General features: G+C 71.2%; 25 protein-coding genes. 17 read left to right on the forward strand and 8 right to left on the reverse strand.

Annotated features, from left to right (window positions below):
* Positions 1 to 5 precede the first annotated feature (5 nt).
* From ACZ7CD_RS34175 to ACZ7CD_RS34210, 8 genes are all read left to right on the forward strand, one after another.
* Positions 6 to 425: a DUF6542 domain-containing protein gene (locus ACZ7CD_RS34175; RefSeq protein ID WP_360397205.1), complete on the forward strand. Its 420-nt coding sequence runs from the start codon at positions 6 to 8 to the stop codon at positions 423 to 425.
* Positions 386 to 511, forward strand: a complete 126-nt coding sequence (locus ACZ7CD_RS34180; protein WP_360397206.1) for a hypothetical protein — start codon at positions 386 to 388, stop codon at positions 509 to 511. Before ACZ7CD_RS34175 ends, ACZ7CD_RS34180 begins: the two co-directional genes overlap by 40 nt.
* A complete protein-coding gene (locus tag ACZ7CD_RS34185; protein WP_470371865.1) occupies positions 508 to 2,397 on the forward strand; it encodes a glycosyltransferase in 1,890 nt (629 codons plus the stop codon). The genes ACZ7CD_RS34180 and ACZ7CD_RS34185 overlap by 4 nt, the downstream gene beginning before the upstream one ends.
* 17 nt (positions 2,398 to 2,414) lie before the next feature.
* Positions 2,415 to 2,996 carry a TetR/AcrR family transcriptional regulator gene (locus tag ACZ7CD_RS34190; protein ID WP_360397208.1) on the forward strand — a complete coding sequence of 194 codons (582 nt, stop codon included), beginning with the start codon at positions 2,415 to 2,417 and terminating at the stop codon, positions 2,994 to 2,996.
* A 63-nt stretch (positions 2,997 to 3,059) separates the two neighbouring features.
* A complete protein-coding gene (locus ACZ7CD_RS34195) occupies positions 3,060 to 4,253 on the forward strand; it encodes a cytochrome P450 (protein WP_458433833.1) in 1,194 nt (397 codons plus the stop codon).
* Positions 4,250 to 4,450 (forward strand): ferredoxin, encoded by a 201-nt coding sequence (locus ACZ7CD_RS34200; RefSeq protein ID WP_470380539.1) that lies wholly within the window; start codon positions 4,250 to 4,252, stop codon positions 4,448 to 4,450. Before ACZ7CD_RS34195 ends, ACZ7CD_RS34200 begins: the two co-directional genes overlap by 4 nt.
* Before the next feature lie 277 nt (positions 4,451 to 4,727).
* On the forward strand, positions 4,728 to 5,687 hold the full coding sequence (locus ACZ7CD_RS34205) for a transcriptional regulator (protein ID WP_470380540.1): 960 nt from the start codon (positions 4,728 to 4,730) through the stop codon (positions 5,685 to 5,687).
* 233 nt (positions 5,688 to 5,920) lie between these two features.
* A complete protein-coding gene (locus tag ACZ7CD_RS34210; protein WP_470380541.1) occupies positions 5,921 to 8,842 on the forward strand; it encodes an AfsR/SARP family transcriptional regulator in 2,922 nt (973 codons plus the stop codon).
* Between the two features lie 93 nt (positions 8,843 to 8,935).
* Here the strand turns inward: ACZ7CD_RS34210 and ACZ7CD_RS34215 are convergent, their stop codons facing one another.
* The 4 genes from ACZ7CD_RS34215 to ACZ7CD_RS34230 all read right to left on the reverse strand — a co-directional run bounded on the left by ACZ7CD_RS34215 (position 8,936) and on the right by ACZ7CD_RS34230 (position 12,566).
* Positions 8,936 to 9,127: a ferredoxin gene (locus tag ACZ7CD_RS34215; protein ID WP_360397212.1), complete on the reverse strand. Its 192-nt coding sequence runs from the start codon at positions 9,125 to 9,127 to the stop codon at positions 8,936 to 8,938.
* A gap of 2 nt (positions 9,128 to 9,129) precedes the next feature.
* On the reverse strand, positions 9,130 to 10,332 hold the full coding sequence (locus ACZ7CD_RS34220) for a cytochrome P450 (protein WP_360397213.1): 1,203 nt from the start codon (positions 10,330 to 10,332) through the stop codon (positions 9,130 to 9,132).
* A gap of 19 nt (positions 10,333 to 10,351) precedes the next feature.
* Positions 10,352 to 11,923: an ABC-F family ATP-binding cassette domain-containing protein gene (locus ACZ7CD_RS34225; protein WP_470380542.1), complete on the reverse strand. Its 1,572-nt coding sequence runs from the start codon at positions 11,921 to 11,923 to the stop codon at positions 10,352 to 10,354.
* Between the two features lie 106 nt (positions 11,924 to 12,029).
* Positions 12,030 to 12,566: a TetR/AcrR family transcriptional regulator gene (locus tag ACZ7CD_RS34230; protein WP_470380543.1), complete on the reverse strand. Its 537-nt coding sequence runs from the start codon at positions 12,564 to 12,566 to the stop codon at positions 12,030 to 12,032.
* A 71-nt stretch (positions 12,567 to 12,637) separates the two neighbouring features.
* Here ACZ7CD_RS34230 and ACZ7CD_RS34235 point away from each other — a divergent pair, with 71 nt between their 5' ends.
* The 6 genes from ACZ7CD_RS34235 to ACZ7CD_RS34260 all read left to right on the forward strand — a co-directional run bounded on the left by ACZ7CD_RS34235 (position 12,638) and on the right by ACZ7CD_RS34260 (position 18,912).
* Positions 12,638 to 13,732, forward strand: coding sequence for an FAD-dependent monooxygenase (locus ACZ7CD_RS34235; protein WP_470380544.1), 1,095 nt, complete (start codon positions 12,638 to 12,640; stop codon positions 13,730 to 13,732).
* A 174-nt stretch (positions 13,733 to 13,906) separates the two neighbouring features.
* Positions 13,907 to 15,082 carry a nitric oxide synthase oxygenase gene (locus ACZ7CD_RS34240; RefSeq protein WP_458433828.1) on the forward strand — a complete coding sequence of 392 codons (1,176 nt, stop codon included), beginning with the start codon at positions 13,907 to 13,909 and terminating at the stop codon, positions 15,080 to 15,082.
* 4 nt (positions 15,083 to 15,086) lie between these two features.
* Positions 15,087 to 16,157 (forward strand): APC family permease, encoded by a 1,071-nt coding sequence (locus ACZ7CD_RS34245; RefSeq protein ID WP_360397217.1) that lies wholly within the window; start codon positions 15,087 to 15,089, stop codon positions 16,155 to 16,157.
* A 45-nt stretch (positions 16,158 to 16,202) separates the two neighbouring features.
* A complete protein-coding gene (locus ACZ7CD_RS34250) occupies positions 16,203 to 17,294 on the forward strand; it encodes a Re/Si-specific NAD(P)(+) transhydrogenase subunit alpha (RefSeq protein WP_458433826.1) in 1,092 nt (363 codons plus the stop codon).
* Positions 17,291 to 17,557: an NAD(P) transhydrogenase subunit alpha part 2 gene (locus ACZ7CD_RS34255; protein ID WP_053737731.1), complete on the forward strand. Its 267-nt coding sequence runs from the start codon at positions 17,291 to 17,293 to the stop codon at positions 17,555 to 17,557. Before ACZ7CD_RS34250 ends, ACZ7CD_RS34255 begins: the two co-directional genes overlap by 4 nt.
* Positions 17,554 to 18,912: an NAD(P)(+) transhydrogenase (Re/Si-specific) subunit beta gene (locus tag ACZ7CD_RS34260; protein WP_470375788.1), complete on the forward strand. Its 1,359-nt coding sequence runs from the start codon at positions 17,554 to 17,556 to the stop codon at positions 18,910 to 18,912. The genes ACZ7CD_RS34255 and ACZ7CD_RS34260 overlap by 4 nt, the downstream gene beginning before the upstream one ends.
* On the opposite strand, the gene ACZ7CD_RS34265 is transcribed toward ACZ7CD_RS34260, so the two are convergent.
* From ACZ7CD_RS34265 to ACZ7CD_RS34275, 3 genes are all read right to left on the reverse strand, one after another.
* Positions 18,878 to 20,848, reverse strand: a complete 1,971-nt coding sequence (locus ACZ7CD_RS34265) for a putative bifunctional diguanylate cyclase/phosphodiesterase (protein WP_470380545.1) — start codon at positions 20,846 to 20,848, stop codon at positions 18,878 to 18,880. The genes ACZ7CD_RS34260 and ACZ7CD_RS34265 overlap by 35 nt on opposite strands.
* 109 nt (positions 20,849 to 20,957) lie before the next feature.
* A complete protein-coding gene (locus tag ACZ7CD_RS34270) occupies positions 20,958 to 21,761 on the reverse strand; it encodes an SAM-dependent methyltransferase (protein ID WP_360397221.1) in 804 nt (267 codons plus the stop codon).
* 84 nt (positions 21,762 to 21,845) lie between these two features.
* A complete protein-coding gene (locus ACZ7CD_RS34275; RefSeq protein WP_360397222.1) occupies positions 21,846 to 22,883 on the reverse strand; it encodes an MFS transporter in 1,038 nt (345 codons plus the stop codon).
* Positions 22,884 to 22,940: 57 nt separating this feature from the next.
* On the opposite strand from ACZ7CD_RS34275, the gene ACZ7CD_RS34280 reads away from it, so the two are divergent.
* Genes ACZ7CD_RS34280 through crcB form a run of 3 tightly spaced genes read left to right on the forward strand, consistent with a single transcriptional unit; the run spans position 22,941 to position 24,020 of the window.
* Positions 22,941 to 23,381: a MarR family winged helix-turn-helix transcriptional regulator gene (locus ACZ7CD_RS34280; protein ID WP_360397223.1), complete on the forward strand. Its 441-nt coding sequence runs from the start codon at positions 22,941 to 22,943 to the stop codon at positions 23,379 to 23,381.
* On the forward strand, positions 23,365 to 23,685 hold the full coding sequence (locus ACZ7CD_RS34285; protein ID WP_360397224.1) for a CrcB family protein: 321 nt from the start codon (positions 23,365 to 23,367) through the stop codon (positions 23,683 to 23,685). Before ACZ7CD_RS34280 ends, ACZ7CD_RS34285 begins: the two co-directional genes overlap by 17 nt.
* Complete coding sequence (gene crcB, locus ACZ7CD_RS34290) at positions 23,682 to 24,020, forward strand: fluoride efflux transporter CrcB (protein ID WP_470380546.1); 339 nt, start codon at positions 23,682 to 23,684, stop codon at positions 24,018 to 24,020. The genes ACZ7CD_RS34285 and crcB overlap by 4 nt, the downstream gene beginning before the upstream one ends.
* Positions 24,021 to 24,096: 76 nt before the next feature.
* Here crcB and ACZ7CD_RS34295 read toward each other — a convergent pair whose 3' ends face one another.
* Entirely contained in the window at positions 24,097 to 26,355 is a 2,259-nt protein-coding gene (locus ACZ7CD_RS34295; protein WP_360397226.1) for a HelD family protein, read from the reverse strand.
* Positions 26,356 to 26,401: the final 46 nt, after the last annotated feature.

Raw genomic sequence — 26,401 nt, forward strand, 5'->3', positions numbered from 1 at the left:
TGCTCATGGGGGTGCAGCTGCCGGGTTTGGCGGCGCTCGCGATGCTCACGGTGTTCGCCCAGGTGGGTCTCTGGGTGGACGGGGACAACCTCGGGTGGCCCTTCGGCGTCTGGCTGGTGGGGGGCGCCGTGGTCGCCTCGGCGCTCGTGCGCCGGGTGGGGTTGTGGACGGTGGCACCGGCGCCACCGGTCGTCTTCGTCGTCCTCGCCGCGGGCAACGCGGCGTGGCAGCGGCTGGCGACGGGGCAGTCGTTCTGGGGAAGCAGCGAGGAGGTCGCCGCGGCAGCGGTCCCGTGGTTCGTCAACGGGTTCCCGTGGCTCGCGGCATCGGTCGGCGCGGCCGTGGTGGTCGCGGTCGTCCGCACGGTTTCTGGGGGGAATCGGACATGCAGGTCTTCGTCGACGGCAACGGCGGCAGACGGGTAGTGGCGAAGCTGGTCAGCGTGACGCTCGCGGGCGGGCTGGTGGTGTTCGCCGCGGTGGTCGGCGGCACGCTGCTGGCGGTGTGGTGAGGCGCACGCCCCGGTTGCACTGGCTGTCGATCCTGCTCGGGCTCCTGGTGCTGCTGTGCGTGGTGTCGTTCCACGCCCACGCCGCGCTGAGGCCCGAGCCGGTGCCCGCACCGCACGCGGTGCACGAGCTGCCCGATCGCACGATCGCGCTGGCGTTCCACGGCGGCCCTGATCCGAAGTGGACACCGCACCTGCTCGACGCGTTGCGGGAGGCCGACGTGAAAGCGACCTTCTTCGTGCTGGGCACGCAGGTCACCCGCAACCCGGAGGTGACGGCCAGGATCGCGGCAGAGGGGCACCGGATCGGCATCGACGGCTTCCGCACCGAGGGCGACTGGGTGAACCCGCTCGACCTCGCGTTCGCGCAGGCCGCGCTCGCCGACGTGCTGGGTGTCCACACGCGACTGGTCGGCGCGCCGGTCGAGGTCGACAGCGGTGACCGCGAGCACCAGGACATCGGCACGCTGGTGCGGATGTCGCTGGCGCAGGGCCGGGGCGTGGTCCGGCTGCACGACGACGGCAGCATCGGCGCGGACATCGCCCGGCAGCTGGCGCGCACCCCCGGCCTGCGGTTCGCGCAGCTCGGGGACGGCGTGACCGCGGCAGGCCCGGCCGAACGCTTCACCGGCGCCGTCACCGGGTGGGCGCAGCGCAACGGGGGTGCGGTCGTCGCGGTGATGGGCACGGCGATCGCCGTGGCGGCACTGCTCGGCATCCTGCGCACGTTGATGCAGCTCGGCCTCGCGCACACCGACCGCCGCCTGCGCCGGGAGAGCGAGCACGCGCCGCCGCCGTGGACAGCGCCACCGGTGTCGGTGATCATCCCGGCGTACAACGAGGCCGTGAACATCGCGGCCACCGTCCGGTCGATCGCCGCGAACGACCACCTCGCCGACGTGGAGGTGGTCGTCGTCGACGACGGCTCGACCGACGGCACCGCCGACCGCGCCGAGGAGCTGGGCCTGCCCGGCGTCACCGTCCTGCGCCAGGACAACCAGGGCAAGCCGGCCGCGCTGAACGCGGGTGTCCGTGCCGCCCGCCACGACGTGCTGGTGCTGCTCGACGGCGACACGGTCTTCGAACCGGACACGATCGGCCAGCTCGTGCAGCCGTTCGCCGACAGCGGGGTCGGCGCGGTGGCGGGCAACGCGAAGGTCGGCAACCGGCAGGGCCTGCTCGGTCGCTGGCAGCACTTGGAGTACTGCGCGGGGTCCAACCTGGACCGGCAGATCCTGCACGCGCTGCGGTGCATCCCGACCGTGCCCGGTGCGGTGGGGGCGTTCCGGCGGTCGGCGCTCACCGACGTCGGCGGCGTGCCGGAGCACACGCTGGCCGAGGACACCGACCTGACGATGGCGGTCACGCGGGCGGGCTGGCGGGTGGCGTACCGGCCGCAGGCCAAGGCGTGGACCGAGGCGCCGGTGACCGTGCACGGGCTGTTCCGGCAGCGGTACCGGTGGTCCTACGGCACGTTCCAGGCGATGTGGAAGCACCGCGGCGCGTTGCTGGAGAACGGGCCGATGGGCCGGTTCGGCCTGCTCTACCTGCTGGCGTTCCACCTGCTGCTGCCGCTGCTCGCACCGGTGATGGACCTCTACGTGCTGTACGGGTTCATCGTCGCGGACGCGCCGCTGGCGTTCATCGTGTGGACCGTGTTCCTCCTGCTGCAGACCGCGAGTGCGGGGTACGCGCTGCGGCTGGACGGTGAGTCGGTGAAACCGTTGTGGGCGTACCCGTTGCAGCAGGTGGTGTACCGGCAGTTGATGTACGCGGTGGTGATCCAGTCGTTGGTCACGGCCCTGCACGGAACTCAGCTCAGGTGGATGTCGGTCCGGCGCACGGGTCGGCTCGCGGACGCACCCGGCGGTAGCGTGGCCCGCACTTGAGACCGGAGGGGACCAGGGTGGGCCGCACGCCTCTCGACACGCCCGCACGGCAGCAGGAGGTGTTCGCCGCCGTGCTCCACGTGTTCGCCGACGTCGGCTACGCCCGGTTCAACATGGACCTCGTCGCGAGCCGCGCCAGGGCGAGCAAGGCGAGCCTGTACCAGCGCTGGCCGTCGAAGGCGCGGCTGATCGTCGACGCGCTGAGGGCGAACATGCCGGTGCTCGCCCAGCCGGACGAGGGCTCGTTCGTGGAGGACGTGCGGGCGATCATGCGGTCGTGGGGCGAGCCGAGGCCGTTCGACCTGACGGGGATCTTCCTCGGGCTGCTGGAGGGCAGCCGGCAGGACGCCGACCTCGTGCGCCTGCGCGAAGAGCACGTCGACCGCGTCTACACCGAGCAGCTGCAGGTGGCCGTGGTGCGGGCGAAGGACCGCGGTGAGCTGCCGCGCGACCTCGACGCCGACGTGCTCATGACGGCGCTGGTCTCGACGTTCGTGCTGCGGTCGGAGGAGGCCGACGTGGTCGGCGGGATCGTCGACGGCCTGCTGCGACCGCTGATCGGCAGGTCCTTCGCCACCGAACCACTCGTCAAGGAGTAGCCGCTGCGCTACGTTCGGTCGTGGATCCAAAAGAACAGATTTGTTCTGTTGAAGGGAACACCCGTGACCGAAGCTGCCGTCTGCCCCGTCCACCACGAACGCGACCACCCCCTCCAGTCGCCGACCGGCTTCGCCGACGCCGTCTCCGGCGGCCCGGTCAGGATGCTGTGGCCCAACGGCGTCGAGGCGTGGGTCGTCTCCAGCTACTCCGGTGTCCGCAAGGTGCTCTCCGACCCGCGCTTCAGCACCCGCAAGGGCGGTCAGCCGGAGATGCGCACCGACGAGGGCGAACCCGTCCTCGACGCTGACCAGCCGGGCAACATCAACGGCATCGACGGCGACGCGCACCTGCGCCTGCGCCGTCCCCTCTCGCGCGGGTTCATGGTCAAGCGGATGAACCAGCTGCGGCCGCGCATCCAGGAGATCGTCGACGAGCACCTGGACGCGATGGAGGCCAAGGGCGCACCGGCCGACCTGGTCACCTCGCTGTGCCTGCCGCTGCCGTCGCTGGTGATCGCCGAGCTGCTGGGCGTGCCGCCGGAGCACCAGGAGCTGTTCCAGGCCACCGCCGGCGACCTGTTCGGCAAGAACGGCTCCAAGGACGAGTACATCGCGCACGCGACCAAGCTCTCCCAGGTGCTCGCGCCGATCGTCGCCGCGAAGAAGGCTGCGGGCACGAACGACGACCTGATCGGCCTGATGGCCAACGACACCGACTTCAGCATGGAAGAGCTGATCTTCCTCTGCATCGGGCTGCTCGCGGCCGGGCACGAGACCACGTCGAACTTCCTCGGCCTGTTCACGCTGCACCTGTTCGAGCGCCCCGACCAGCTGGCGGTCCTGCAGCGCGACCCGAGCCGCGCCGACGTGGTCGTCGAGGAGCTCATGCGCTACACCGTCGGCTCCCTCGGCGGTCCCGGCCTCACCCGGCGGGCGACCGAGGACGTCGAGGTCGACGGCGTGCTGATCAAGGCCGGTGAGTGGGTGAGCGTGTCGCTGATGGCGAACCTCGACGAGGAGCTCTGCCCGCGCGCCGACGAGCTCGACCTCGAACGCGACGCCGTGTCGCACCTCGGGTTCGGCTTCGGCCCGCACCAGTGCCTGGGCGCGAACCTCGCCCGCGCGGAGCTGCAGATCGGCCTGCGGTCGTTGTTCGAGCGGTTCCCGAACCTGCGCCCGGCCGTGCCGGTCACGGAGCTGACCTACCGCAACGACATGATCACCTACGGCGCGGCAGAGATCCCGGTGGTGTGGTGAGCGCGGTCGTCCGGATCGACCAGACCAGGTGCATCGGGGCGGGCCAGTGCGTGCTCGCCGCACCGGACGTGTTCGACCAGCGCGACGACGACGGCATCGGCGTCGTGCTGGTGCCCGAGCCGCCGGCCGGTCTGCTGCCGGGGGTGCGTGACGCGGTGGAGAGGTGCCCCGCCCAGGTGGTGACCCTGCAAGAGTGACCTGATCGGCCGTTCCGGTGAGCCGTCGTCACCGGGAACGGATTCAGCCGCCGACCGCTGACACCTCGTTGGCCCCTTCCCGGTCATGCCGTCCGTCCAGAATCGTGAGCGCGGCCGCCACAACGTCGTGGCGGTCGCGCTCACGCCGGTCCAGGGAGCCGAACGACCCTTCCCGACCAGGCCGGACAGCGAGATGGTGGCGGCGGCGCGGTGAGTACCGGCGGTGTGCGACGGGTACCTGGCGACAGGTGGCCGGCGCACGTCAGGAGGGCCAGCGATGTTCAACGGCGACGCAGTTCCCGTGCGCGTGGACAAGACCGACGCACGGCACGTGGAGGCACTGACCGGTGCGCTGCGGGCACTCGACCACGAGCACGGCGGCGGTGCCTGCCGCGACGCCTGCGTGGCGTTGCTGAACTGGGCGAACCCGCTGCTCGACACCGGGCCGTCCAGCCGGGTGCTGCACCGGTTGCAGGTGGCCATCGCCGACCTGCACAACCTGGCCGGCTGGGCGTCGTTCGACATGGGCCTGCTGGAGTCCGCGCACGTGCACTTCGGCCGTGCGATGGACCTCGCGCGCGCGTCCGGCAACAGCGCGTTGGAGGCCAACATCCTCTACCGCATGGGACGCGTGCACCTGCACTACGACCTCGCCGAGGACGCCTTGGCGTCGTTCCAGCGCGGACTGCCCATCGCACAGGCCAGCGGTTCCACCTTGGCCGTGTCCATCCTGCACGCCAACGAGGCGTGGGCGTTCGCGAAGATGGGCGCCGAGAAGCACGCCTTGCGCCAGCTCGCGCGTGCAGAAGAAGAGTTCGACCGTGCGTCCAACGAAGACGCACCGCCGTGGGCTCGTTTCTTCGACCAGGCCGACCTGGTGTCCATCGGCGGGATGGTGCACACGGAACTGGCGCGCACGTGCGACGTGAAGTACGGGCGGACCGCGATTCCGTTGCTGACGCGTGCGATCGCCTCCGGCGGTGAGGACGCGGCGCGCAGCCAGTCGTTCCGCCTGGCCGCGCTGTCGATGAACTACCTGCTGCAGAACGAACCCGAGCCGGCGCGCGCCGCCGGCGTGCGGGCGATCGAGGTGTCCTGGCCGATCCGGTCGGTGCGCACGCGGGACCGGATGCGGCCGTTGCGGCAGGAGGTCGAACGGCTGCGGGGCAACGAGGCCGCCGACGAGCTGTCCGCGCGGCTGGGGACGTTCATGTCGGCGTCGCGCGGCGCCGCCTGAGCGGAAGGCGTCGCCGGGCCCGAGGAGAGGTTCGGGCTTCGGGCCCGGCGACGGCAAGGCAGGAGCGGCACCCGGCTGGGGGGCCACAGGAACCGCTCCCGGTCACGGGATCAGCGGCCGACGACAACGCGCCGGAGGCACCGGAGGTTGACCGCTTCCTGGGCGAGAAGCATCACGTCACCCGCTGACATTTCGCTGACACCCCGGGTTACCGGCTGGTTAGGATCTGCGCCATGCCGCGGTGGGAGTTCAAGGTTCTCGGATCGTTGCAGGTCCTCGACTCGGGCCGACCGGTGGAACTGCGCTCGGCCAAACAGCGCGTTCTGCTCGCCGCGTTGCTGATGAAGCCCAACGCGCCCGTGTCGTTCTACGAGCTGATGGAACACCTGTGGGGCGAGGAGCCTTCCGGTTCGGCGCGGGCGACGTTGCAGACGTACGTCATGCGCTTGAGGCAGTCGTTGGACGACTTCGCGGACCGCAAGCTCGTGCGCACGTGGCCGACCGGCTACTCGATCCACGTCGGGGACGACCAGCTCGACCTGCTGACGTTCCAGCGGTTGCGGGCCGAGGCGCGCCGGGCACCGGACCTGGAGACCGAGGCGCGGCTGCTCGGCGAGGCGGCGGCGCTGTGGCGGGGACCGGCGCTCGACCAGCTGTCGTCGCTGCGCGTGGAGCAGACCGACGTGCAGCGGCTCAACGAGCAGCGCTGGGAGGTGCTGGAGCGGCGCAACGACGCCGAGCTCCAGCTGGGACGGCACGACCAGCTCGTCGACGAGCTGCGGTCGCTGGTCGCGCACCACCCGCTGCGGGAACGCTTCTGGTACCAGCTCATGCTCGCCCTGCACCGCACCGGCCAGCAGGCGCAGGCGCTCGACGTGTACCGCAGGGCCGGCGAGGTGCTGGCGGAGGAGCTGGGCATCGACCCGAACGCCGAGCTGCGCGCGCTGCACATGGAGGTGCTGGCGGGGTCTTCCGCACCGGTGGCCGTCCAGGCGGGACCGTCGTGGCTGCCGCCCGCGGTCGGCGACTTCTCCGGCCGCGCGGACGAGGTGGCGCGGCTGACGACCGGGTTGCGCGGCGGTGGTACGTGGACGGTCACCGGGTCCGGCGGCGTCGGCAAGACCTCGCTGGCGGTGCACTGCGCACACCTGGTGCGCGACGCGTTCCCGGACGGCCAGCTGTACCTGAACCTGCGCGGCGGTGAGCAGAAGCCGGTGGAACCCGCGGCGGCGCTGGACCGGTTGCTGCGCGGCCTCGGCGTGTCCGGCGGCGCGATCCCGTCCACTGTGGACGACCGGATCGACCTGTACCGCGACCTGCTGTCGGACCGGCGGGTCCTGGTCGTGCTGGACAACGCGGTCAACGAGGCCCAGGTGCGGCCGTTGTTGCCGGGCACGACGTCCGGTGCGGCGCTGGTGACGTCACGGGCCGCGCTCGCGGGCTTGGAGGCCGCGCACGTCGTCCCGCTGGACGTGCTGCCGCCCGCGGACGCGCTGGGCCTGCTGCGGTCCGCGCTGGGGGACGTCAGGGTCGCCGCGGAACCCGGTGCCGCGCAAGCGATCGTGACCTACTGCGGGCGGTTGCCGCTGGCGTTGCGGGTCGCCGCGGCCCGGCTGGTCGCCCGCCCGCACTGGCAGCTCGCGAAGCTCGCGGGCCGCCTGTCCGACGAACGCCGCCGCTTCGACGAGCTCTCGCTGGGCGACCTCGACGTGCGCGCGTCGCTGGCCCTGTCCTACGACGGCCTCGACGAGACGCACCGCCGCGCGTTCCGGCTGCTGTCGCTGGTCGACACACCGGACTTCCCGGCCTGGGTGGCGGCGCCGTTGCTGGGCCTGGACCTCGACGACGCGGAGGACCACGTCGAGGCCCTCGTCGACGCCCGCCTCGTCGACTACGCGGGCCGTGACGCCCTCGGTCAGGTCCGCTACCGCCTGCACGACCTGCTGCGCGCGTTCGGCCGGGAAGCCGCCGACGAGGACCCGGCCACCGCGCTGAAGCCGTTGGTCGAACGCTGGCTCGACCTCGTCACGCGCGCCGACGCCGACCTGCCGCACCAGGGCGTCCGCCTGGCCCCGCGGGCGTTGGAGCCGTTCGACCTGGGCGACGCCGCCGAGTGGTTCGACGCGGAGTGGCTGAACATCGGGGCGGTCCTGACCCAGGCCGCCGCGCTGGGCCTCGGCGACCTGGCGGCACAGCTCGCGATCCGCTCGTCGGCGTTCTGCGACCTGCGGGCCCGCTTCGACGACTGGGAGCAGATCAACGACATCGGCCTCGCGTGCGGTTCGGCCGCGCTGAAGCCGGTGCTGCACCAGCAGCGCGGAATCCTGCGCGCCCGGCTGCACGACTACGCCGGCGCGTCGGCGGAGTTCCGGTCGGCGCAGGAGGGCTTCGCGGCGGCCGGGGACGTGTGGGGCGAGGCGTACGGCTGGTACGGCATGGGGTGGATGCACGAGTGGAGCGGCCGCTCGCGGGAGGCTCGCGCCGCGCACCGGGAGGCGATGACCCGGTTCGTGGCCGCCGGCAACCCGCACGGCGAGGTCGAGGTGCTGTGCTCGCTGGGCGCCATCGAACGCCGGGCCGGTGGTCTGACCGCGGCGCAGGACTACCTGGAACGGGCGCGGCGCGTGGCAGGGCAGCTGGGGGACGAGCAGAGCGAGCTGATGGCGACGCTGGAACTGGGGCGGCTGCACCAGTTCACCGGCGAGCTCGACCTGTCGGCGGCGTTCCTGCGGTCGTCGCTGGCCGCGGCGCAGAAGCTCGGCGACCCGGACATGGCGGCGAACATCCGGTTGTTCCTGGCCGACACCCTGGTGCGCTCCGGTGCCGTCGCACCCGCGCAGGAGCAGCTGACGGCGGCGTGGGAGTTCTTCGAGGAGCACGACGACCGGCAGGGGCGCATCTGGGTGTGGCGCCTGCGGTCCGGCCTCGCGGCCTCCGCCGACGAGGCGCTGCGACTGGCCGGGCTGGCGCTGAAGGCGGCGCGCGAGATGGACTCGCCGCCGGAGCTGGGGCGGTCCCTGCGGGTGATGGGCGACGCGCTGGAGCGGTGCGGGCGCGGCGACGAGGCCCGCGAGCACTGGCGGCAGGCGGAGGAGACGCTGACCGCGGCCGGGTTCCAGGCGGAGGTGGACGAACTGCGGCTCACGACGTCCTGATCCTGGCTCGACGTCGTCGTGGTGCGGCGCGGTGGTGCCAGGCGACGGGGCACGGATGTCGCCTGGCAGCTCCCAACGGCTACCGCGCGCGGATCAGCTGACCGTGATCGCGCCCGCCGGGCAGAGGCCGGCCGCTTCCTGCGCGGTGGCCTCGTGCGCGGCGTCGGGGTGCTCCTGCAGGAGCACCACCGTGCCGTCCTCTTCGTTCTGGTCGAAGAGGTCCGGGTCGGTCAGGACGCACATCCCCGAACCGCAGCACTTCGACTGGTCGACGGAAATCTTCATGCTCACCACGCTACTGGCAACGAGTGGACCCCGTAGATGCCCATGTCGGTCCGCAGCGGCACCTCCTCGGGCGCGACGTCGAGCCGCAGGTCCGGGAACGCCGCGAACAGCCGGCTGAAGCCGATCCGCATCTCGATGCGGGCGAGCTGCTGGCCCAGGCACTGGTGGATGCCGTGGCCGAACGCGACGTGGCCGGAGGCCGGGCGGCGCAGGTCGAGCTCGTCGGGGTTGCCGCCGAACTTCTCCGGGTCCCGGTTCGCGGCCGGCACGTGCATCACCACGGTGTCACCGGCCTTGATGAGGTGGCCGTCGATCTCCACGTCCTCCAGCGCCGTGCGCGATGGTCCGAAGTGGATGATCGACAGGTACCGCATCAGCTCCTCGACGGCGTTGTCGACCACGTCCGGCTCGTCGCGCAGGATCTTGAGCTGGTCCGGGTGCTGCAGGAGCGTGAACGTGCCGATGCCCAGCATGTTCGCCGTGGTCTCGTGGCCGGCGAGCAGCAGGAGCAGCGCCATGTTCGACGCCTCCTCGTCGGTCGGCTCACCCGTGGCGATCAGGTCGCTGATCATGTCGTCGCCGGGGTTCGCCTTCTTGCGCTCGATCAGCTCGCGCATGAACTCCTGGATGCGCGCGAACGCCGCCATGGACTCCTTGACGGGGGTCTCCAGCGACAGCATCTTCGCGGTGTCCTCCTGGAAGCGGTGCCGTTCGTCGTAGGCGACGCCCAGCAGCGCGCAGATCACCAGCGAGGGCACCGGCAGCGCGAACTCCTTGACCAGGTCGGCCTTCCCGCCCAGCGAGCGCATGTGCGCGATCTGGTCGTCGACGATCTGGCCGATCCACTCGGACAGCTGGTTCATCCGCCGCACGGTGAACTGGCCCTGGAGCATCTTGCGCAGCCGGGTGTGGTCGGGCGGGTCCTGGCTGAGGAACAAGCCCGGCTGGACCTTGCGGTTCTCCGGTGGAGCCTCCCCCTGGAACCGCAGGTCCAGCAGGTGGTGCTCTTCGGGGCGGTTGGTGAACTTGGGGCTGCCCAGCACCTCCCGCACCTGGTGGTGGCCGGTGACCAGCCAGCCGAGGTGGCCGTCGGCGAACTTCAGCCTGCTGATGCGGGCCTTCTCGCGGATGGCGGTGATCTCGGCGGGCGGGTCGAACGGGTTCTGGCGGGTGGTCGGCAGTTGTTCGGAGATCAGTTCGGTCATCTCGCACACCTCCCAGTGCTCAGTAGAGGACCTGTTCCGAAGCTACAGAACTTTCACGACTCCGTGAAGGTGAATTGAGGATCACGGTGCGCCACCGGCCGAAATCTGTCCGCATCTGCCGGTCGTGGGTCGCGACGGCCACGGCGGCCCTCGTCCGCAGCAGCGCCTCGGTCAGCTCGTCGACCAGTGCGATCGACAGGTGGTTCGTCGGCTCGTCCAGCAGCAGCACGTGCGGACCGGCGCTCAGCGCCACCGCCAGCGCCAGCCTCCTGCGCTGACCGGTGGACAGGAGCCGGACCGGCCGCGCGACGTCCCCCGCCGTCAGCAGCCCGAGCTCCGCCACCCGCGGGCAGACCTGCGCCGCGGTGGCGTCCTCGTCCTCGAACGACGACTCCTGCGCGAGCAGCGCGACCCTGCCGGCGTGGTGCACCGTGCCGCGAGCAGGCGCGAGCCGACCGGCGAGGACGCTGAGCAACGTGGTCTTGCCGGCCCCGTTCGGGCCGGCGACGAGCAGCTTCTCGCCCGCGCCGAGCGAGATCGGCTCGTCCAGCACCAGCCGTCCCGGCACCTCGAGCGGCGTCGCGTGCAGCAGGTCGCCGCTCGCCGCCAGCTCCGGTGGCGTGAAGCGCAGCGGGGGCGGGGGAGCGGCCACGCGCTGGTCGTCGAGCTCCTCCAGCCTGCGGGCGACGGTGCGCATCTTGTTCGCCGCACGGGTGCCGCGCTTGTGCTTGAACGCGCCCTTCGGCGGCCGCCAGGCGTCCTGCAACCGGCTCTGCGCGCGTTCGACCCTGTCGGCCAGCTCGTCGTGCTCGGCGGCCTCCTGGGCGAACCGCTGCTCCCAGCGCTGCCGTTCGGCGCGCTTGGCCTCCTTGAACGCCCGGTAGCCGCCGCCGTGCAGGCGCACCTCGCCGTCCGGCGTCGGGTCCAGGTCGAGCAGCTGGGTGCAGACGTCGTCGAGCAGCGCGCGGTCGTGGCTGACCAGCACGGTCACACCGGGGTGCTGCCGCAGGCGCTCGGTGAGGAACCCCAGTGCCGCCGCGTCCAGGTGGTTCGTCGGCTCGTCGAGCAGCAGGACGTCGGCGCGCTCGGCCAGCAGGCACGCGAGCCGCACCCGGTAGCGCTGCCCCACCGACAGGGTCGCGAGCGGCGTGGCCCTGTCGTGGTCCGCGTCGAGCGCCTTGAGCGCGATGCCGGCCCGGCGCTCGGCGTCCCACGCCTCGACGTCCTCCGCGTGCGCCAGCGCCCGCTCGTAGCGCGGCTCGTCGAACGGCTCCGCCGCACTGTCCAGTTCGGACAGTGCGAGCCGGCTCACGCGCAGCGCCTCGTCCAGCAGGTCCCCCACCGTCTCCCGTTCCTGGAACGGCATCTCCTGTCGCACCAGGCTCAACGAACCGTGCCGGGTGACGGTTCCCTGGTCGGGTGCGAGGTCGCCGGCGAGCAGGCGGAGCAACGTGGTCTTGCCACGGCCGTTCTCACCGATGATGCCGAGGCGCTGCCCGGCGGAGACCTTCAGCGAGACACCGTCGACGACGGGACCGCTCTCATAGCCCTTGGTGAGGTCTTGGGTCGTCAGATGAACATGCGAACGCATGCCGGATCCTCTTCTGGGTACGCGAAATCAGGACGTGTGGCTGGGCGACACGTCCTGGCTCAGAGGTAGAAGACCCCGTACCCGAATCCCATGGGACCCACGCTACCTACGGTCGCAACGCCTTTTCGACGGCCCGGCGCAGGTCCTGGCGGCTCTCCTCGGTGCCCGGCTCCGGTCCCGACGTGCTGCCGCCACCGACGAGCCGGTAGAAGAGCAGGCCTTCGAGGAACGCCATGATGTGCCCGCCGGACGCCTCCGGGTCCTCGTGACCCAGCGCCTGCGCGAGCTCCGTCGCCCGTTCCCGCGGGGAGTGCGCGAGGATCGAGCGCAGCTCCGGGTGGTGCGTGGCCTCCAGCATCGCCGCGTACCGCGCGAGCGTCCGGTTCCGCTCCACCAGCCAGTTGTCGACCGTCCTGGCGAGACCGCCGGCCAGGTCGTCCCGGTCGAGGACGACCTCCTCCTGCTCCTTCAGCGCGAGCCGTTCGACGAACCCCTCGACCAACGCCTTGCGGGTGCGGAAGTAGGCGCTCGTCGACCCCTCCGGCAGCCCGGCCTGCCGGTCGACCGCGCGGTGCGTGAGGCCCCGCATGCCGGAGGTCGCCACCAGGTCGATCGCGGCGTCGGTGATCAGGTCCCTGCGCATGTGCTCCCCGTCATCTCTACAGCTGTAGTCTACAGGTGTAGTGTCCTCTACACCTGTAGAGGAGAGTGGCCGTGAAGGCGATCGTGGTCGGTGGCGGTATCGGGGGACTGGCGGCAGCGGTGTCGTTGCGGCGCGTGGGCTGGGAGGTCGAGGTCCGCGAGCGCGCCACCGCGTTCGGCGAGATCGGCGCCGGGGTGGGGGTGATGCCGAACGCGCTGCGGGCGCTGTCGTGGATGGGGTTGGAGGACGAGGTCCGGCGGCTGGGGACGCCGCGGGTGTCGGGCGGCGTGCGCGCGTCGGACGGTCGTTGGCTGGTGCACCTGCCCGACGTCGGCCAGGAGAAGATCATCGCGATGCACCGCGCCGACCTGCACGGCGTGCTGCTGCGCGCGTTGCCGCCGGAGGTCCTCTTCACCGACTCCGAGGTCACCGGCGTCGAGGACCTCGACGCGGACCTCGTGGTGGCGGCGGACGGCATCAACAGCCGCCTGCGCGCGCAGCTGTTCCCCGACGCGCCGGGACCGGTGTACGCGGGCGCCACGGCGTGGCGGGGAGTGGCACCGGGTCCCTTCGAGCTGCCGATCACGCAGACGCTCGGTCCCGGCGGCGAGGCGGGCGTGCTGCCGCTGGGCGACGGCCGGGTCTGCTGGTACCTCGCACGGGTGGCGCCGGCCGCGGCCGACCTCGACCCGGTGGAGCTGTTCGGCGGCTGGCACGACCCGATCCCGGACCTGGTGGCGTCGACCCCGGCCGTGGTCCGGCACGACGTCCACCACCTGCCGCCGCTGCGGACGTTCGTGTCGGGCCGGGTGGCGCTGCTCGGGGACGCGGCCCACGCGATGGTCCCGTACCTGGGGCAGGGCGCGTGCATGGCGCTGGAGGACGCCGTGACGCTGGCGGCCTGCGGCGGTGACCTGGCCCGGTACGACGCCGTGCGACGGCCGCGCACGCAGGCGGTGTGGCGGGGGTCGCGGACGGCCGGGCGGTTCGGGATCGAGCTGCGGTCACCGGTCGCGGTGTCGTTGCGCAATCTCGTGTTCCGCGCGGTTCCGGCGGCGGTGGCGGTGCGCGGCATGGCCCGCTTTTCGTCATGGGAGGTGCCCGCGATGCCCACGCCCGTGGGTTCACTCGACCGGGTCGAACCGGGCGGTGACGTGGATCACTGATAAATGTTCGGTTGCGGCGAGATAACGGTCGAAGACCATTCTTTGTCGCAGGCATCGTCACCCGGTTGCGGTATCAAGTACTCGCTGAGCGAGTCGGATGCGGTCCAATGATCCAACCGGTGTAGCGCGAGAGGCGGTTTTCGCCACACGAAAGCGGCGATACGGTGCCTCGCCATGACCCCCGTCCCGACTGATGTGATGCCCCGTTCCCTCACGGCGTTCCCCCCGGCGCCGGGCGAGACCGCCGGCGAGCTCGACATCGCCGAGGTGGAGGACTTCGTCCGCCTGCACCACGCCGAACACCCCGACCTGGGTCCGGTCGAAGCCCGGCTCGCCGAGGTGCACGCCGAGATCGCGGCGACCGGCACCTACCGCCACACCGCCGCCGAGCTGACCTTCGGCGCACGGGTGGCCTGGCGCAACAGCTCCCGCTGCATCGGCCGCCTCTACTGGCGGAGCTTGAAGGTGCGCGACCTGCGGGAGCTGTCCGCCCCCGCCGACGTGGCCGCGGAGTGCGTCGAACACCTCCGCGTCGCCACGAACGAGGGGAAGATCCGGCCGGTCATCTCGATCTTCTCCCCGGCCGAGCCCGGCATGCCCGCCCCGCAGGTCCTCAACGAGCAGATCATCCGCTACGCCGCCTACCGCGGGCCCGACGGCGGGGTGCTCGGCGACGCCCGCAACCTCGCGCTCACCGAGCTCGCCGTCGAGCACGGGTGGCAGCCGCCCGCCACGCGCGGGCCGTTCGACGTGCTGCCGCTGCTGGTCTCCTGCGAGGGCCACGAGCCCGCGCTGGTCGAGATCCCCGCCGACGCGGTGCTCGAGGTGCCGCTGTCGCACCCCGACCTGCCGTGGCTCGCCAAGCTCGGCGTGAAGTGGCACGCGGTCCCGGCGATCAGCAACATGCGCCTGCGCATCGGTGGCATCGACTACCCGTGCGCCCCCTTCAACGGCTGGTACATGGGCACCGAGATCGGCGCCCGCAACCTGGCCGACCACGACCGGTACGACCTGCTGCCCTACCTCGCCAAGCGGATGGGCCTGGACATGTCGTCGGAGGCGACGTTGTGGCGCGACCGGGCCCTCGTGGAGCTCAACCGCGCCGTCCTGCACTCGTTCGCCCAGGCCGGTGTCACGATCACCGACCACCACACCGAGTCGAAGAGGTTCCTGACGCACCTGGAGAAGGAGGAGGCCGCCGGACGTTCCTGCCCCGCGGACTGGTCCTGGATCGTGCCGCCCGTGTCGGGCGGGCTGACGCCGGTCTACCACCGCTACTACGACACCGGTGAACTGCTGCCGAACTTCTTCCCCTCGGCGGCCCCCGGGAAGTGCCCTGTCGCACACTGACCACGTGCAGCTCGCCAGAAGCCTGACCCTCACCGACGCCGTCTTCGTCGGGCTCGGCTCGATGATCGGCGCCGGTGTCTTCGCGGTGTTCGCCCCGGCCGCGGCGGCCGCCGGGTCCGCACTGCTCGTCAGCCTGGTGATCGCGGGCGTGATCGCCTGCTGCAACGCGTTGTCGAGCGCCTGGCTCGCGGCGCGGTACCCGCGCTCCGGCGGCACGTACGTCTACGGCCGGGAACGCCTCGGGCGGGTGTGGGGCGACCTGGCCGGGTGGGCGTTCGTGCTCGGCAAGACGGCGTCGTGCGCGGCCATGGCGCTGACCGTCGGCACCTACGCCGGCGCACCGAAAACCGTTGCCGTGGCGGCGATCGTGGCGCTGACGGTGCTCAACCTGACCGGTGTGCAGAAGTCCGCGCTGGTCACCAGGGCCATCGTGGTCGCGGTGCTGCTGGTGCTCGTCGCGACGACCGTGACCGCGCGTGAAGCCGTGCAGCCGGCGGAGTTCCTGTCCGCGGGAATCCTTCCCGCCGCCGCGCTGCTGTTCTTCGCGTTCGCCGGCTACGCGCGCATCGCGACCCTCGGAGAGGAGGTCAAGGAACCGGAGCGAACCATTCCCCGTGCCGTGGTCATCTCGTTGGCGATCACGCTCGTCGTGTACGCGGCCGTCGCGGTCACCGCATTGAGCGCGCTGGGCAGCGACCTCGCCACGAGGACGCTCGCCGACGTGTCACCCGCGCTGGCACCGGTGATCCGGGTCGCCGCCTGCCTGGCCGCGCTCGGCTCGCTGCTGTCGTTGCAGCTGGGCGTCAGCCGGACCGCTCTGGCGATGGCGCGCGACCGCAGGCTGCCGGGTCTGCTCGCGGACCTGCGCGCCGCCGAGGTCGCCACCGGCCTGGTCGCGATCGTGTTGGTGCTCACCGTCGACGTCACTCGGGCGATCGTGTTCAGCTCGTTCTGCGTGCTGCTCTACTACGCGATCGCCAACGCCAGCGCGTGGACGCTCGGTAAGCGGTTCGTGCCCGCCGTTGGGCTCGTCGGGTGCCTCACCCTCGCCGGTGCGGTGCTCTGGCAACTGTGATGTGGCCCAGGTCACCTTTGATCGCGTAACGTGCGTACGGTGAAAGTGGGAACACCCGCAGAGTCGCGGCCCGCCGAGCGTCGCGTCGCCTGCGTACCGGAAACGGTGTCGTCGCTGGTCGATGCCGGTCTGACCGTGCACGTCCAAGAAGGTGCGGGGCGCCACGCGCACGCTCCCGACGCCGCCTACCGGGCGGCCGGGGCGACCGTGACGTCCGAGGACCCGACCGCCGAGTCCGACGTCGTCGTGTCCGTCCAACCGCTGACCCCGGAGCAGGCGTCCCGGCTGAAACCGGGCGCCGTCACCATCAGCTTCCTGCAACCCGCCACCGACCAGGACCTGATCCGCGTGTACGCCGAGCGACGGGTCACGTCCTTCAGCTTCGACCTCCTGCCCCGCGTCACCCGAGCCCAGAGCGCGGACGCGTTGTCCTCGCAGGCCCTGGTCTCCGGTTACCGCGCGGTCCTGGTCGCCGCCGAACGACTACCGCGCTTCCTGCCGATGTTCACCACCGCGGCGGGCACCGTCCCCCCGGCCAAGGTCCTCGTGCTGGGCGCCGGGGTGGCGGGCCTGCAGGCCATCGCGACCGCACGCCGCCTCGGCGCCGTCGTCGAGGCCTACGACGTGCGCAAGGCCGCGGGCGAGGAGGTCCGCAGCCTCGGCGCGAAGTTCCTGGAGCTCGACCTGGAGACCCAGTCCGGCGTCTACGCCTCCGTGCAGTCCGAGGAGTTCCTGGAACGCCAACGGGAACTGATCGGCGCCCACGTCGCCGCCTCGGACGTCGTCATCACCACGGCCGCGATCCCCGGCCGCAAGGCGCCGGTGCTCGTGACCACCGACATGCTCAAGGCGATGCCGCCCGGTTCCGTGCTCGTCGACCTGGCAGCGGAGTCCGGTGGCAACTGCACCGACACCGTTGCCGGGGAGGAGAACTGGGTCGGCGAGGTGCTGGTGCACGGCGTGCGGAACCTGCCGTCCTCCATGCCCGTGCACGCGAGCCGCCTGTACTCGCGCAACGTCCTCAACCTGCTCAAGCTGATGGTCGTGGACGGCGTCGTCCTGCCGGACCTCGACGACGAGGTGCTCGCCGGCTGCTGCGTGACCCACGACGGCCGGATCCGCAAGGAGTTGCCGTGATCGACCTGCTGACGATCTTCGTGCTGGCCGTGTTCGTGGGCTTCGAGGTGGTCTCGAAGGTCTCCACGATCCTGCACACGCCGCTGATGTCCGGCGCCAACGCCATCCACGGCGTGATCCTGGTGGGCGCGATCCTCATCACCGGGTCCGCGGAGAGCACGCTGGAGCTCGTCCTGGGGCTGCTGGCGGTGTTCCTGGCGACGGTGAACGTGGTGGGCGGGTTCGTGGTGACCGACCGGATGCTGGAGATGTTCAAACGATGACCGTCCAGCTGATGTACCTCGTCGCCGCGCTCTGCTTCATCCTGGCGCTGAAGGGCCTGAGCTCGCCGAGGTACGCGCGCTACGGCAACTTCATCGGCGCGTTCGGCATGCTGGTCGCCGTCGTCACCGCCTACGTCCACGGCGTCGTCCACAACGGACTGTGGATTCTGCTCGCCGTCGCACTCGGTGTGGTGGTGGGCATCCCGGCCGCGCGGTCGGTGAAGATGACCGCCATCCCGCAGATGGTGGCGCTGTTCAACGGTGTCGGTGGCGCCGCCGCGGCACTCGTGGCGCTGGCCGAGTTCTTCGCGGTGCCCGACCCGGGGTTCCTGTTCAGCCTCGCGACCGTGCTCACGGTGCTGATCGGCTCGGTCAGCTTCTCCGGCTCGGTGGTGACGTTCCTGAAGCTGCAGGAGCTGATGACGACCCGCCCGGTGCTGCTGCCGGCCGGTCAGCAGCTCGCGATCGCGGCCGCGGTGTCGTCGATCGCCCTGTGCGCCTTGGTGGTCAGCTCCGAGTCCGGGCTGCTGCTGTGGCTCCTGGCGGTCGTCGGGCTCGCGCTCGGTGCGTTGTTCGTGCTGCCGGTGGGTGGCGCGGACGTGCCGATCGCGATCTCGTTGCTCAACGCGTTCACCGGCCTCGCGGTCGCGGCGTCGGGCTACGTGCTGGCGAACACGCTGCTGATCGTCGCGGGCACGCTCGTCGGCGCGTCCGGCACGATCCTCACCCGGCTGATGGCGCAGGCGATGGGGCGGTCGCTCACGAACATCCTGTTCGGGGCGTTCAAGACCGCAACCGTTGCGGCGCAGGGAGAAGAGCAGCGGCCGGTCAAGTCGGGCACGGTCGAGGACGTCGCGATCCTGTTGGGGTACGCGAACAACGTGGTGGTGGTGCCCGGTTACGGGCTCGCGGTCGCCCAGGCGCAGCACGCCGTGCGTGAGCTCGTGGCACAGCTCGAACAGCGCGGGGTGTCGGTGGCGTACGGCATCCACCCCGTCGCCGGGCGCATGCCGGGGCACATGAACGTGCTGCTGGCCGAGGCCGACGTGCCGTACGAGCAGCTCAAGGAGCTCGACGACGTCAACCCCGGCATCACGTCGGTGGACGTGGCCGTGGTGGTCGGCGCGAACGACGTGGTGAACCCGGGAGCGCGCGACGAGCCGTCCAGCCCGATCTACGGCATGCCGATCTTCGACGTGGACCGCGCGAAGTCCGTGGTGTTCATGAAGCGGTCGATGCGGCCGGGGTTCGCGGGTGTGGACAACGAGCTGCTGTACAACCCGAAGACGACGCTGCTGTTCGGTGACGCGAAGGACTCGCTCACGAAGCTGCTGGCGGCGGTGAAGCAGTTGTGAGCAGCTCGGTCACCTCGTCGGCGGTCAGTGCGGGCAGCAGGCCGATCACCCCGTCGGCGCCCAGTGAACGCCAGAGGTCGGCCTCCTCCGCCGTGTGCACCTCGTCGACGCCGAACCGCACGCCGAGGCCGTGCACGGTGGTCACGAGGTCGCGCATCGGCTGGAGCAGCGGCGAGCCGGGGCCCTGTGCCGGTGCGCGGGTGATCACCGAGCGGACCGGCACCTCGGCGAGCACGGCCAGTTCGTCGTGGCCGCCGCGGAAGCCGTCGAGCGCGACGACGATGCCGCTGTCGTGCAGCACCAGCGCGTTGTCGTCGCCGGCCAGCACGGAGGAGATGTCGAGCGCGATCCGCAGCCGTTCCGGGGGCAGGCCGGTCTCGTCGAGGGCGCGTTTGACGTCGGCGACCAGGTCCTCGTCCCGGGACTGCAGGGCGCCCAGTGCGACGTGCAGCGTGGGAGCGCGCTCACCGAGCTTCGCCACCCAGGCCGCGGCCTGCCCGCACGCCTCGCGCAGCAGCCACCGGCCCAGCGGCAGGGACAGGCCGGTCGAGTCGGCGAGCGCCATGGTGTCGTTGTGGCTCAGGTCGTCCCAGTGCAGGCGGGCGACGGCGCCGAGCAGCTCCCGGGTCTCCAGGTCGTGCACCGGCGCGTAGACGATCTTCAGCTCACCGTGCTCCCAGGCGCCGGGCATCGACGCCGCCAGCGCGTACCGGCCCCGCCTGCGCGCGTCGTCGTGCGGGTCGTGCAACGCCCACTGCCGTTTGCCGCGCGCTTTCGCCTGGCGCAGCGCGGCGTTCGCGCACCGCATCAGCTCACCCGCGGTCGCGAACGCGGGCGGCCGGTCCACCACGCCGATGCTGGCCGACAGCGCGATGCCGTGGTCGTCCACGAAGGTCGGTTCCGCGAGTGCGTCCTGGATCTCCTCGACGGTCGTGGTGACGGTGTCGGAGACCGTCAGCAACGCGAACTCGTCGCCGCCGATCCGGGCCAGCACGGCGTGCTTCTCGCCGGCGAGCTTGCCGAGCCGGTTCGCGACGATCTTGAGCAGCTTGTCGCCGGTGTCGTGGCCGAGACCGTTGTTGACGACCGAGAACGCGTCCAGGCCGAGGTGGTAGAGCGTGACCTGGTCGGTGTCGAGGCGGCGTTCGACCTGCGTCACGAAGTGCTGTCGGTTCGACAGGCCGGTGAGCGAGTCGTGCAGCAGCTGGTGGTCGAGGCTGCGCTGCAACAGGTGCAGCTCGCTGATGTCCTCGACCATCGTCACGTGGTGCGTCGGCTCGCCGTCCGCGTCGCGCAGCACCGACACCGCGAGGTGCACCCACACCGGCTCGCTGTCCACGCGGATCAGCTTGCGCTGGTCGCGGAAGCGGTCGACGTGCCCGTCGCGCACCTGCTGGTACGACGCGCTCAACGCGGCCAGGTCGTCCGGGTGGTAGAAGTCGGTCAGGTCGCGCCCGTGCAGGTCCGCGCCCGACTCCAGTCCGATGATCTCGGCCAGCGCGTCGTTCGCCTCGACGCAGCGGCCGTTGAAGTCCGTGATCACGATGCCCAGCGCGGCGGAGTCGAACACCTCCTGGAACCGCGCCTGGCTGACCTTGAGCGTGCGCTCGACCCGCTGTTTGGCCCGCACGATCGCGACCTTGATCTGCTCCTGCTGGTCGAACGCGTCCATCCGCATGGCCTGCGCGTACGCCGAGCTGAGCTGGGCGAGCACTGGCAGGCCGAAGGTGGGGGAGAGCAGCTCGATCGTGACGCGCAACGACTCCGGGCCGGTTGCGTGCAGTGACACCAGCCGTTTCGCAACCGCTTCGGGGGAGTCGGCCAGCGTGTGCAGCGCGTCGAGCAGGGTCTGCTCGATCTCGGCGTGGGACAGCGGGATGTACGCGGTCGACGTCAGCGCGTGCATCCAGCGGCGGGCGAGCTGCGGAAGTTCCATCCTGTGCACAGAGCGTACGGATTCGCCGCCGCCGGGCCAACATCGACGAGCAGGGGAGCCGGCCCGGCCGGCCCCTCCCGGCCAGGCCCGCCGGTCCGGAACCGCTGGTTCAGACCTTGCGCCCGACCGCCGCGTAGATGCCCGCCTTGTCCGGGTCCTCGGTGTTCGTGCCCTCCGGGCGCCACAGCGGCAACGGCACGATGCCCGGCTCGACCAGTTCGAAGCCGTCGAAGAACGCCTCGACCTCACCGCGGGTGCGCGGGTGCATCGGGTTCTGGCTCTTCTTCATGACCTCGACGATCCCGGCCATCTCCGCGGGCTGGAGGTCTTGCGTGAACTGGGAGAACGCCAGGTAGCTGCCCTCGGGCACGGCGTCGCGGTAGGTGGCCACGACCGCCCTCGGGTCCGCTTCCGGTGGCACGAAGTGGAAGACGCCGACGGCCAGCACGCCGACGGGCCGCGTGAAGTCGATCACGCCGCTCTCCCGCGCGGCCTTGAGCACCGCGACGGGGCTGGTCAGGTCCTCCTGCACGATCGCGGCGCGCGGGTCGCCCTCCAGGATGAGCTGGCTGTGCGCGACCGCGACCTCCTCGAAGTCCACGTACAGGACGCGCGAGTCCTGGTCGGCCTTCTGCGCGATCTCGTGCACGTTGCCGACCGTCGGAATGCCGCTGCCCAGGTCGAGGAACTGCCGGATGCCGTTGTCCATCATGAACAACACGGCCCTGCGCAGGAACGCCCTGTTCAGCCGCGCGATCGTGCGCGCGTTCGGCTGCGCCTTCAGGAACTTCTCCGCGAGCGCCCGGTCGGCGGCGAAGTTGTGCCCCCCGCCGAGCAGGTAGTCGTACAGGCGCGCGGCACTCGGCTTCCCGGTGTCGACGTTCTGCGGGACCCAGCTCACCCGTTCAGACATGCGCCCAGGCTACTGAGGCACCACCGGCGAGCGGGAGGGGTAGCGCCCCGAGGCGCCCTTTCGGCCTAGCGGAAACCGGTGCCACTACTGGAACGCGTTGATGAGCAGCGACGCGACGGCGACACCCAGCGCGGTGCCGAGTCCGCGCGCGACGTTGACCATCCCGCTGCCCACACCGGCCTGGTGGTCCGGCAACGCGCCCATCACCCGTCGCGTGCACGACGGCGCGATGATGCCCAGCCCGATGCCCGCCGCGAGCAGCTGCACCACCGGCGGCACCGGCATGAGCACCGCCACGGCGGCGATCAACGCCCCGGTCCTGGCACCCGGCCGGTGGATGAGCGTCGCGGCGACCGCGAACCCCAGCGGCAGCGCGGCGATCGTGAGCCCTATGTGCGCCAACGGTTGTTTCATCGTGAACGGCAGCAACGTCATCGGCGCGAACAACGCCGCGTAGGTCAGCCCGACGCCGAGCAGCCCCGGCAGCACCGCGAGACCGGGCCTGCCGCGCTCTTCCCGCGTGCTCCTGGTGCGGGGCAACAGGTAGTGGCCCGCGATCATGGCGACGACGCCGATGGGCACGTTGATCGCGAACACCGCCTGCCACCCGTGGTGCTCGACGAGGTACCCGCCCAGCAACGGCCCCGCCGCGAGCCCGGCCGCCTGCGCCGCGGCCTGGATGCCGAGCGCCTTGCGCCGCAGCTCCGGCGGCACGTTCGTCGTGACCAGCGCGACGCTGTTGGCCTGCAACATCGCCGCGCCCGCCGCCTGCGCGATCCTGGCACCGACGAGCAGCTCGAAGTTCGGCGCGTACGCGCACGCCACCGACGCGGCCGTGAAGAGCGCGAACCCGTAGATGTAGACGATCTTGCGCCCGGCCCGGTCGGCGATCCTGCCCATTGGGACGAGCAACGCCACCAGCGTGACCAGGTAGCTGATCGAGACGATCTCCGGGTCGTGCCCGAAGTGCTCTGCCATCGCGGGGAACGCGAGCGTGACGATCGAGGCGTCCAACTGCCCCATGAACGCCCCGAAGCACACGGTCGCGATGACCAGCCAACGCGCTTTCGGCCACTGCGCGATCCACGCCGGCCTGGGGGACTCCGTGACGAACCAGTTCATCGTGGTCAGATCATATCTGACACAGAGCTATATCCCCGCGTTCAGTAAGATTTCCGCATGTCAGACGAAGCCCGCACGCTCACCGACGTCGTCACCCGCCTGCGCCGGGCGCTGCGGACGAGCATCCGTGCGGACTGGCCGTGGGAGTCCCTGCCGATGGCGCAGGTAGAGCTGCTGCAAACCCTCGCGGAACGCCCCCCGATGAAGGTCGGCGACCTCGCCGCGTCGCTGCGGCTGGCCCCCAACACGGTCTCCGGCCTGGTGTCCCAGCTGATCGACTCGGGCCTGGTCGTCCGCGGCGCCGACCCCAGGGACAGGCGGGTAGCACGGCTATCCGTCTCACCCCGTGGACACGAACAGCTGCTCGTCTGGCAGCGTGAGCACGAGAAGCGCATCGGCGCCGCACTGGGCAAGCTGGAGTCCTCGGAACGGGAGGACGTCGTGCGCGCGCTGAAGGCCCTGGACCACCTGGTGGAGCACCTTGCCGAACCGTCCTGACCCCCGGTTCGTGGCCCTGGTGTCGCTCGGCGGCGGACTCGGCGGCGTGGCGCGCTACGGGATGTCGGCGTTCGTGCCCGGCGCACTGGGGCTGTTCGTGATCAACGTGCTGGGGTCGTTCCTGATCGGCGTGCTGATGGGCACCGCGCCGCGGCCGTTGGTCCGCGCGTTCTTCGGCGTCGGGTTCCTGGGCGGGTTCACGACGTTCTCGTCGTACGCGCTGGCGGGACGGCCTTTGTTCCTTCTGCTGACGCCGATTTGTGCTGTGGCTGCGGCTTTCGTCGGGGTGCGGGTGACGCGGTGACGGTGCTCGCCGTGTTCGTGGGGGCGGCTTTGGGTGCGCCGGCCCGGTACCTGGTCGACTGGGCGGTGAAGGAGCGGGCCGGGTCGGCGTTCCCGTACGGCACGTTGGTCGTGAACGTGCTGGGGTGCTTCCTGATCGGGTTCTTCGTGGGGACGGCGTGGATGCCGCTCCTCGGGGTGGGGTTCTGCGGTGGGCTGACGACGTACTCGACGTTCAGCTACGAGACGGTGTCGTTGCTGGAGCAGGAGAAGTACCGGGCGGCGCTGGTGAACGTCGCGGTCAGCGTCGTGCTGGGGGTGGGGGCTGCTGCCCTGGGGCTGGCGCTGGCACGCTGAACGCACCCGGCCTCCTCCGCGCCCGCGATGCCGTCGGCGGCACCGCGACCGTTTCGCGCAGGAGGCCGGGAGGAGCTCAGTCCTTCAAGCGGGACAACACGTCCGGCAACGACCCGGAGTGCACGACACCCAGCCGCTGCGTCGCACGGGTCAACGCCACGTACAGGTCGGAGGCCCCGCGCGGCGACTCCTCCAGGATGCCCGAGGGGTCGACCACGACCACCGAGTCGAACTCCAGTCCCTTGGCGTCGGTCACCCCCAGCACCACGACCTGCGCGTCCTCCAGCTCGCCCGTCGACGAGTTCGCGACCTCCGACACCACGGCCGCACCCACCGACGGCAGCAGTGCCGCGGGAACGATCACCGCCACCTTGCCGTCGCCCACGGCCGCGACCTCGGACGAGATCAGCGCCGGGACCTCGGAGGCGTACGACGACACCGACGCGACCCACGGCGGCACACCGGTGTCGCGCACCGAAGCGGGCGGCACGAGAGAGGGGTCCACCGACGCGAGCACGTCCGCGGCCACCTCCATGATCTCGGCCGGGGTGCGGTAGTTGACGGTGAGCTCGGTGAGGCGCCAGCGGTTCTGCACGTACGGGGACAGCACGGAGTCCCACGACAGCGCGCCGCCGACGTCGCCGGTCTGGGCGATGTCGCCGACCACGGTCATGGACTTGCTGGGGCAGCGGCGCATCAGCGTGCGCCACGCCATCGCGGACAGCTCCTGGGCCTCGTCCACGATGATGTGGCCGAAGGTCCAGGTGCGGTCGGCCGCGGCGCGTTCGGCCGCGGTCTCGTAGCGGTCCACGCCGTGGCGTTCGGCCAGCCGGTAGGCGTCCATCAGGTCAGTGGCCATCAGGATGTCCGGGTCGGCGTCGTCCTCCAGGTCGAGGATGTCGAGGACGCCCTGGGCGTACTCGATGGCCTGGCGGCGCTGGCGTTCGGCGCGGGCCTTGGCCTCCGTGTCGTCCTCGCCGAGCAGTTCCGCGGCCTCGTCGAGCAACGGGACGTCGGCCGGGGTCCAGTCGTCCGAGGTCCGCTGCAGCAGGTCGCGTTCCTCGCGGGTGAACTTCGACATCGCGCGGTTGCGGCGCTTCGGGTTCGCGTACAGCTCGGACAGCAGCGAGAACGGCGTCAGCACCGGCCACAGCGCCGAGATCGCGGCCTGGACCTCCTCGGACTCGCGCAGCTCGCGGCGGATGTCGTCCACGTCCGCCTTGTCCAGCAGGTGCCCGCCGAGCTTGGCCGCCACCATGCCGCCGAGCGTCGAGATGATCTCGCGTGCGAACGTGCGGCGGGCCTCGTTGTGCGGGCGGCGGGTGCGGCGGGCGCGGCCGCGGGCGTCGGAGATGGCGCGGCGGTCCAGGCGCAGCACGTCGTTGTCGAAGCGGATGTCGAAGAACGGCGGGGCCTCCTGGCGGTCGCGGATCGCGGCGGCGATCACGTCGGCCATCTGGACGCGGCCCTTCAGCGTCGCGACCTCCGGCGACTCCCTGCCCACCGCCGTGAGGCCGGGGAACAGCTCGCCGACGGTCGAGAGCAGCACGCCGGTCTCGCCCAGCGAGGGCAGGACCTGGCTGATGTAGCGCAGGAACGTGGTGTTCGGGCCGACCACGAGCACGCCGCGCTTGGCCAGCTGGCGGCGGTGCGTGTAGAGCAGGTAGGCGGCGCGGTGCAGCGCCACCGCGGTCTTGCCGGTGCCGGGACCGCCCTGCACGACGACGACGCCGTTCAGCTCGGACCGGATGATGACGTCCTGCTCGGCCTGGATGGTCGCGACGATGTCGCTCATCTGGCCGGTGCGGGAGGCGTTCAACGCGGCCAGCAGGGTCGCCTCGCCGGTCAGACCCTCGTTGCGGGACGGCTCGACCGAGTTGATGTCGAGGACCTCGTCGTCGAGGCCGATGACCTTGCGGGAGCGCGTGCGCAGGTGCCGGCGGCGGCGCACGCCGTCGGGGGAGGCGGCGGTCGCGAGGTAGAACGGGCGGGCCGCGGGGGCGCGCCAGTCCATCAGCAGCGGCTCGTATTCCTTGTCCTCGTCGAAGAGACCGATTCGGCCGATGTAGAACCGGTCACCGTTGTGGAAATCGAGCCGGCCGAACGCGAGGCCGTTCTCGACCGCGCTGTACTGCGCCAGCTGATCCGTGTACATCGCGACGGAGGTGTCGCGCTCGGACCGCATCTGGTGCGTGCCGCCGGTTTGTCGCAACGATTGTGCGAGGCGTTTCGACGTCTGTTCGCGGAGGTCGTCGAGCCGGCCGTACAACATGGCCACGTATTCCTGCTCCGGCTCCATTTCGGCCGACCGGAGGTCATCGGAGGGGCTTGACAACGTGCCTCATTTCTCGATACCCTGCGACGTCAGGTTTTATCCTGAA

This window comes from Lentzea sp. NPDC036949, assembly GCF_055608075.1.

Bases quoted from the DNA above. Each gene is read 5' to 3' on its own strand.
- ACZ7CD_RS34205 (WP_470380540.1), top strand. From the start codon at position 4,728: ATGTTCAACGGCGACGCAGTTCCCGTGCGCGTGGACAAGACCGACGCA.
- ACZ7CD_RS34180 (WP_360397206.1), top strand. From the start codon at position 386: ATGCAGGTCTTCGTCGACGGCAACGGCGGCAGACGGGTAGTGGCGAAG.
- ACZ7CD_RS34220 (WP_360397213.1), bottom strand. From the start codon at position 10,332: ATGACCGAACTGATCTCCGAACAACTGCCGACCACCCGCCAGAACCCG.
- ACZ7CD_RS34175 (WP_360397205.1), top strand. From the start codon at position 6: ATGGGGGTGCAGCTGCCGGGTTTGGCGGCGCTCGCGATGCTCACGGTG.
- ACZ7CD_RS34230 (WP_470380543.1), bottom strand. From the start codon at position 12,566: ATGCGCAGGGACCTGATCACCGACGCCGCGATCGACCTGGTGGCGACC.
- ACZ7CD_RS34275 (WP_360397222.1), bottom strand. From the start codon at position 22,883: ATGAACTGGTTCGTCACGGAGTCCCCCAGGCCGGCGTGGATCGCGCAG.
- ACZ7CD_RS34280 (WP_360397223.1), top strand. From the start codon at position 22,941: ATGTCAGACGAAGCCCGCACGCTCACCGACGTCGTCACCCGCCTGCGC.
- ACZ7CD_RS34270 (WP_360397221.1), bottom strand. From the start codon at position 21,761: ATGTCTGAACGGGTGAGCTGGGTCCCGCAGAACGTCGACACCGGGAAG.
- ACZ7CD_RS34225 (WP_470380542.1), bottom strand. From the start codon at position 11,923: ATGCGTTCGCATGTTCATCTGACGACCCAAGACCTCACCAAGGGCTAT.
- ACZ7CD_RS34265 (WP_470380545.1), bottom strand. From the start codon at position 20,848: ATGGAACTTCCGCAGCTCGCCCGCCGCTGGATGCACGCGCTGACGTCG.
- ACZ7CD_RS34240 (WP_458433828.1), top strand. From the start codon at position 13,907: ATGACCCCCGTCCCGACTGATGTGATGCCCCGTTCCCTCACGGCGTTC.
- ACZ7CD_RS34210 (WP_470380541.1), top strand. From the start codon at position 5,921: ATGCCGCGGTGGGAGTTCAAGGTTCTCGGATCGTTGCAGGTCCTCGAC.
- ACZ7CD_RS34260 (WP_470375788.1), top strand. From the start codon at position 17,554: ATGACCGTCCAGCTGATGTACCTCGTCGCCGCGCTCTGCTTCATCCTG.
- ACZ7CD_RS34215 (WP_360397212.1), bottom strand. From the start codon at position 9,127: ATGAAGATTTCCGTCGACCAGTCGAAGTGCTGCGGTTCGGGGATGTGC.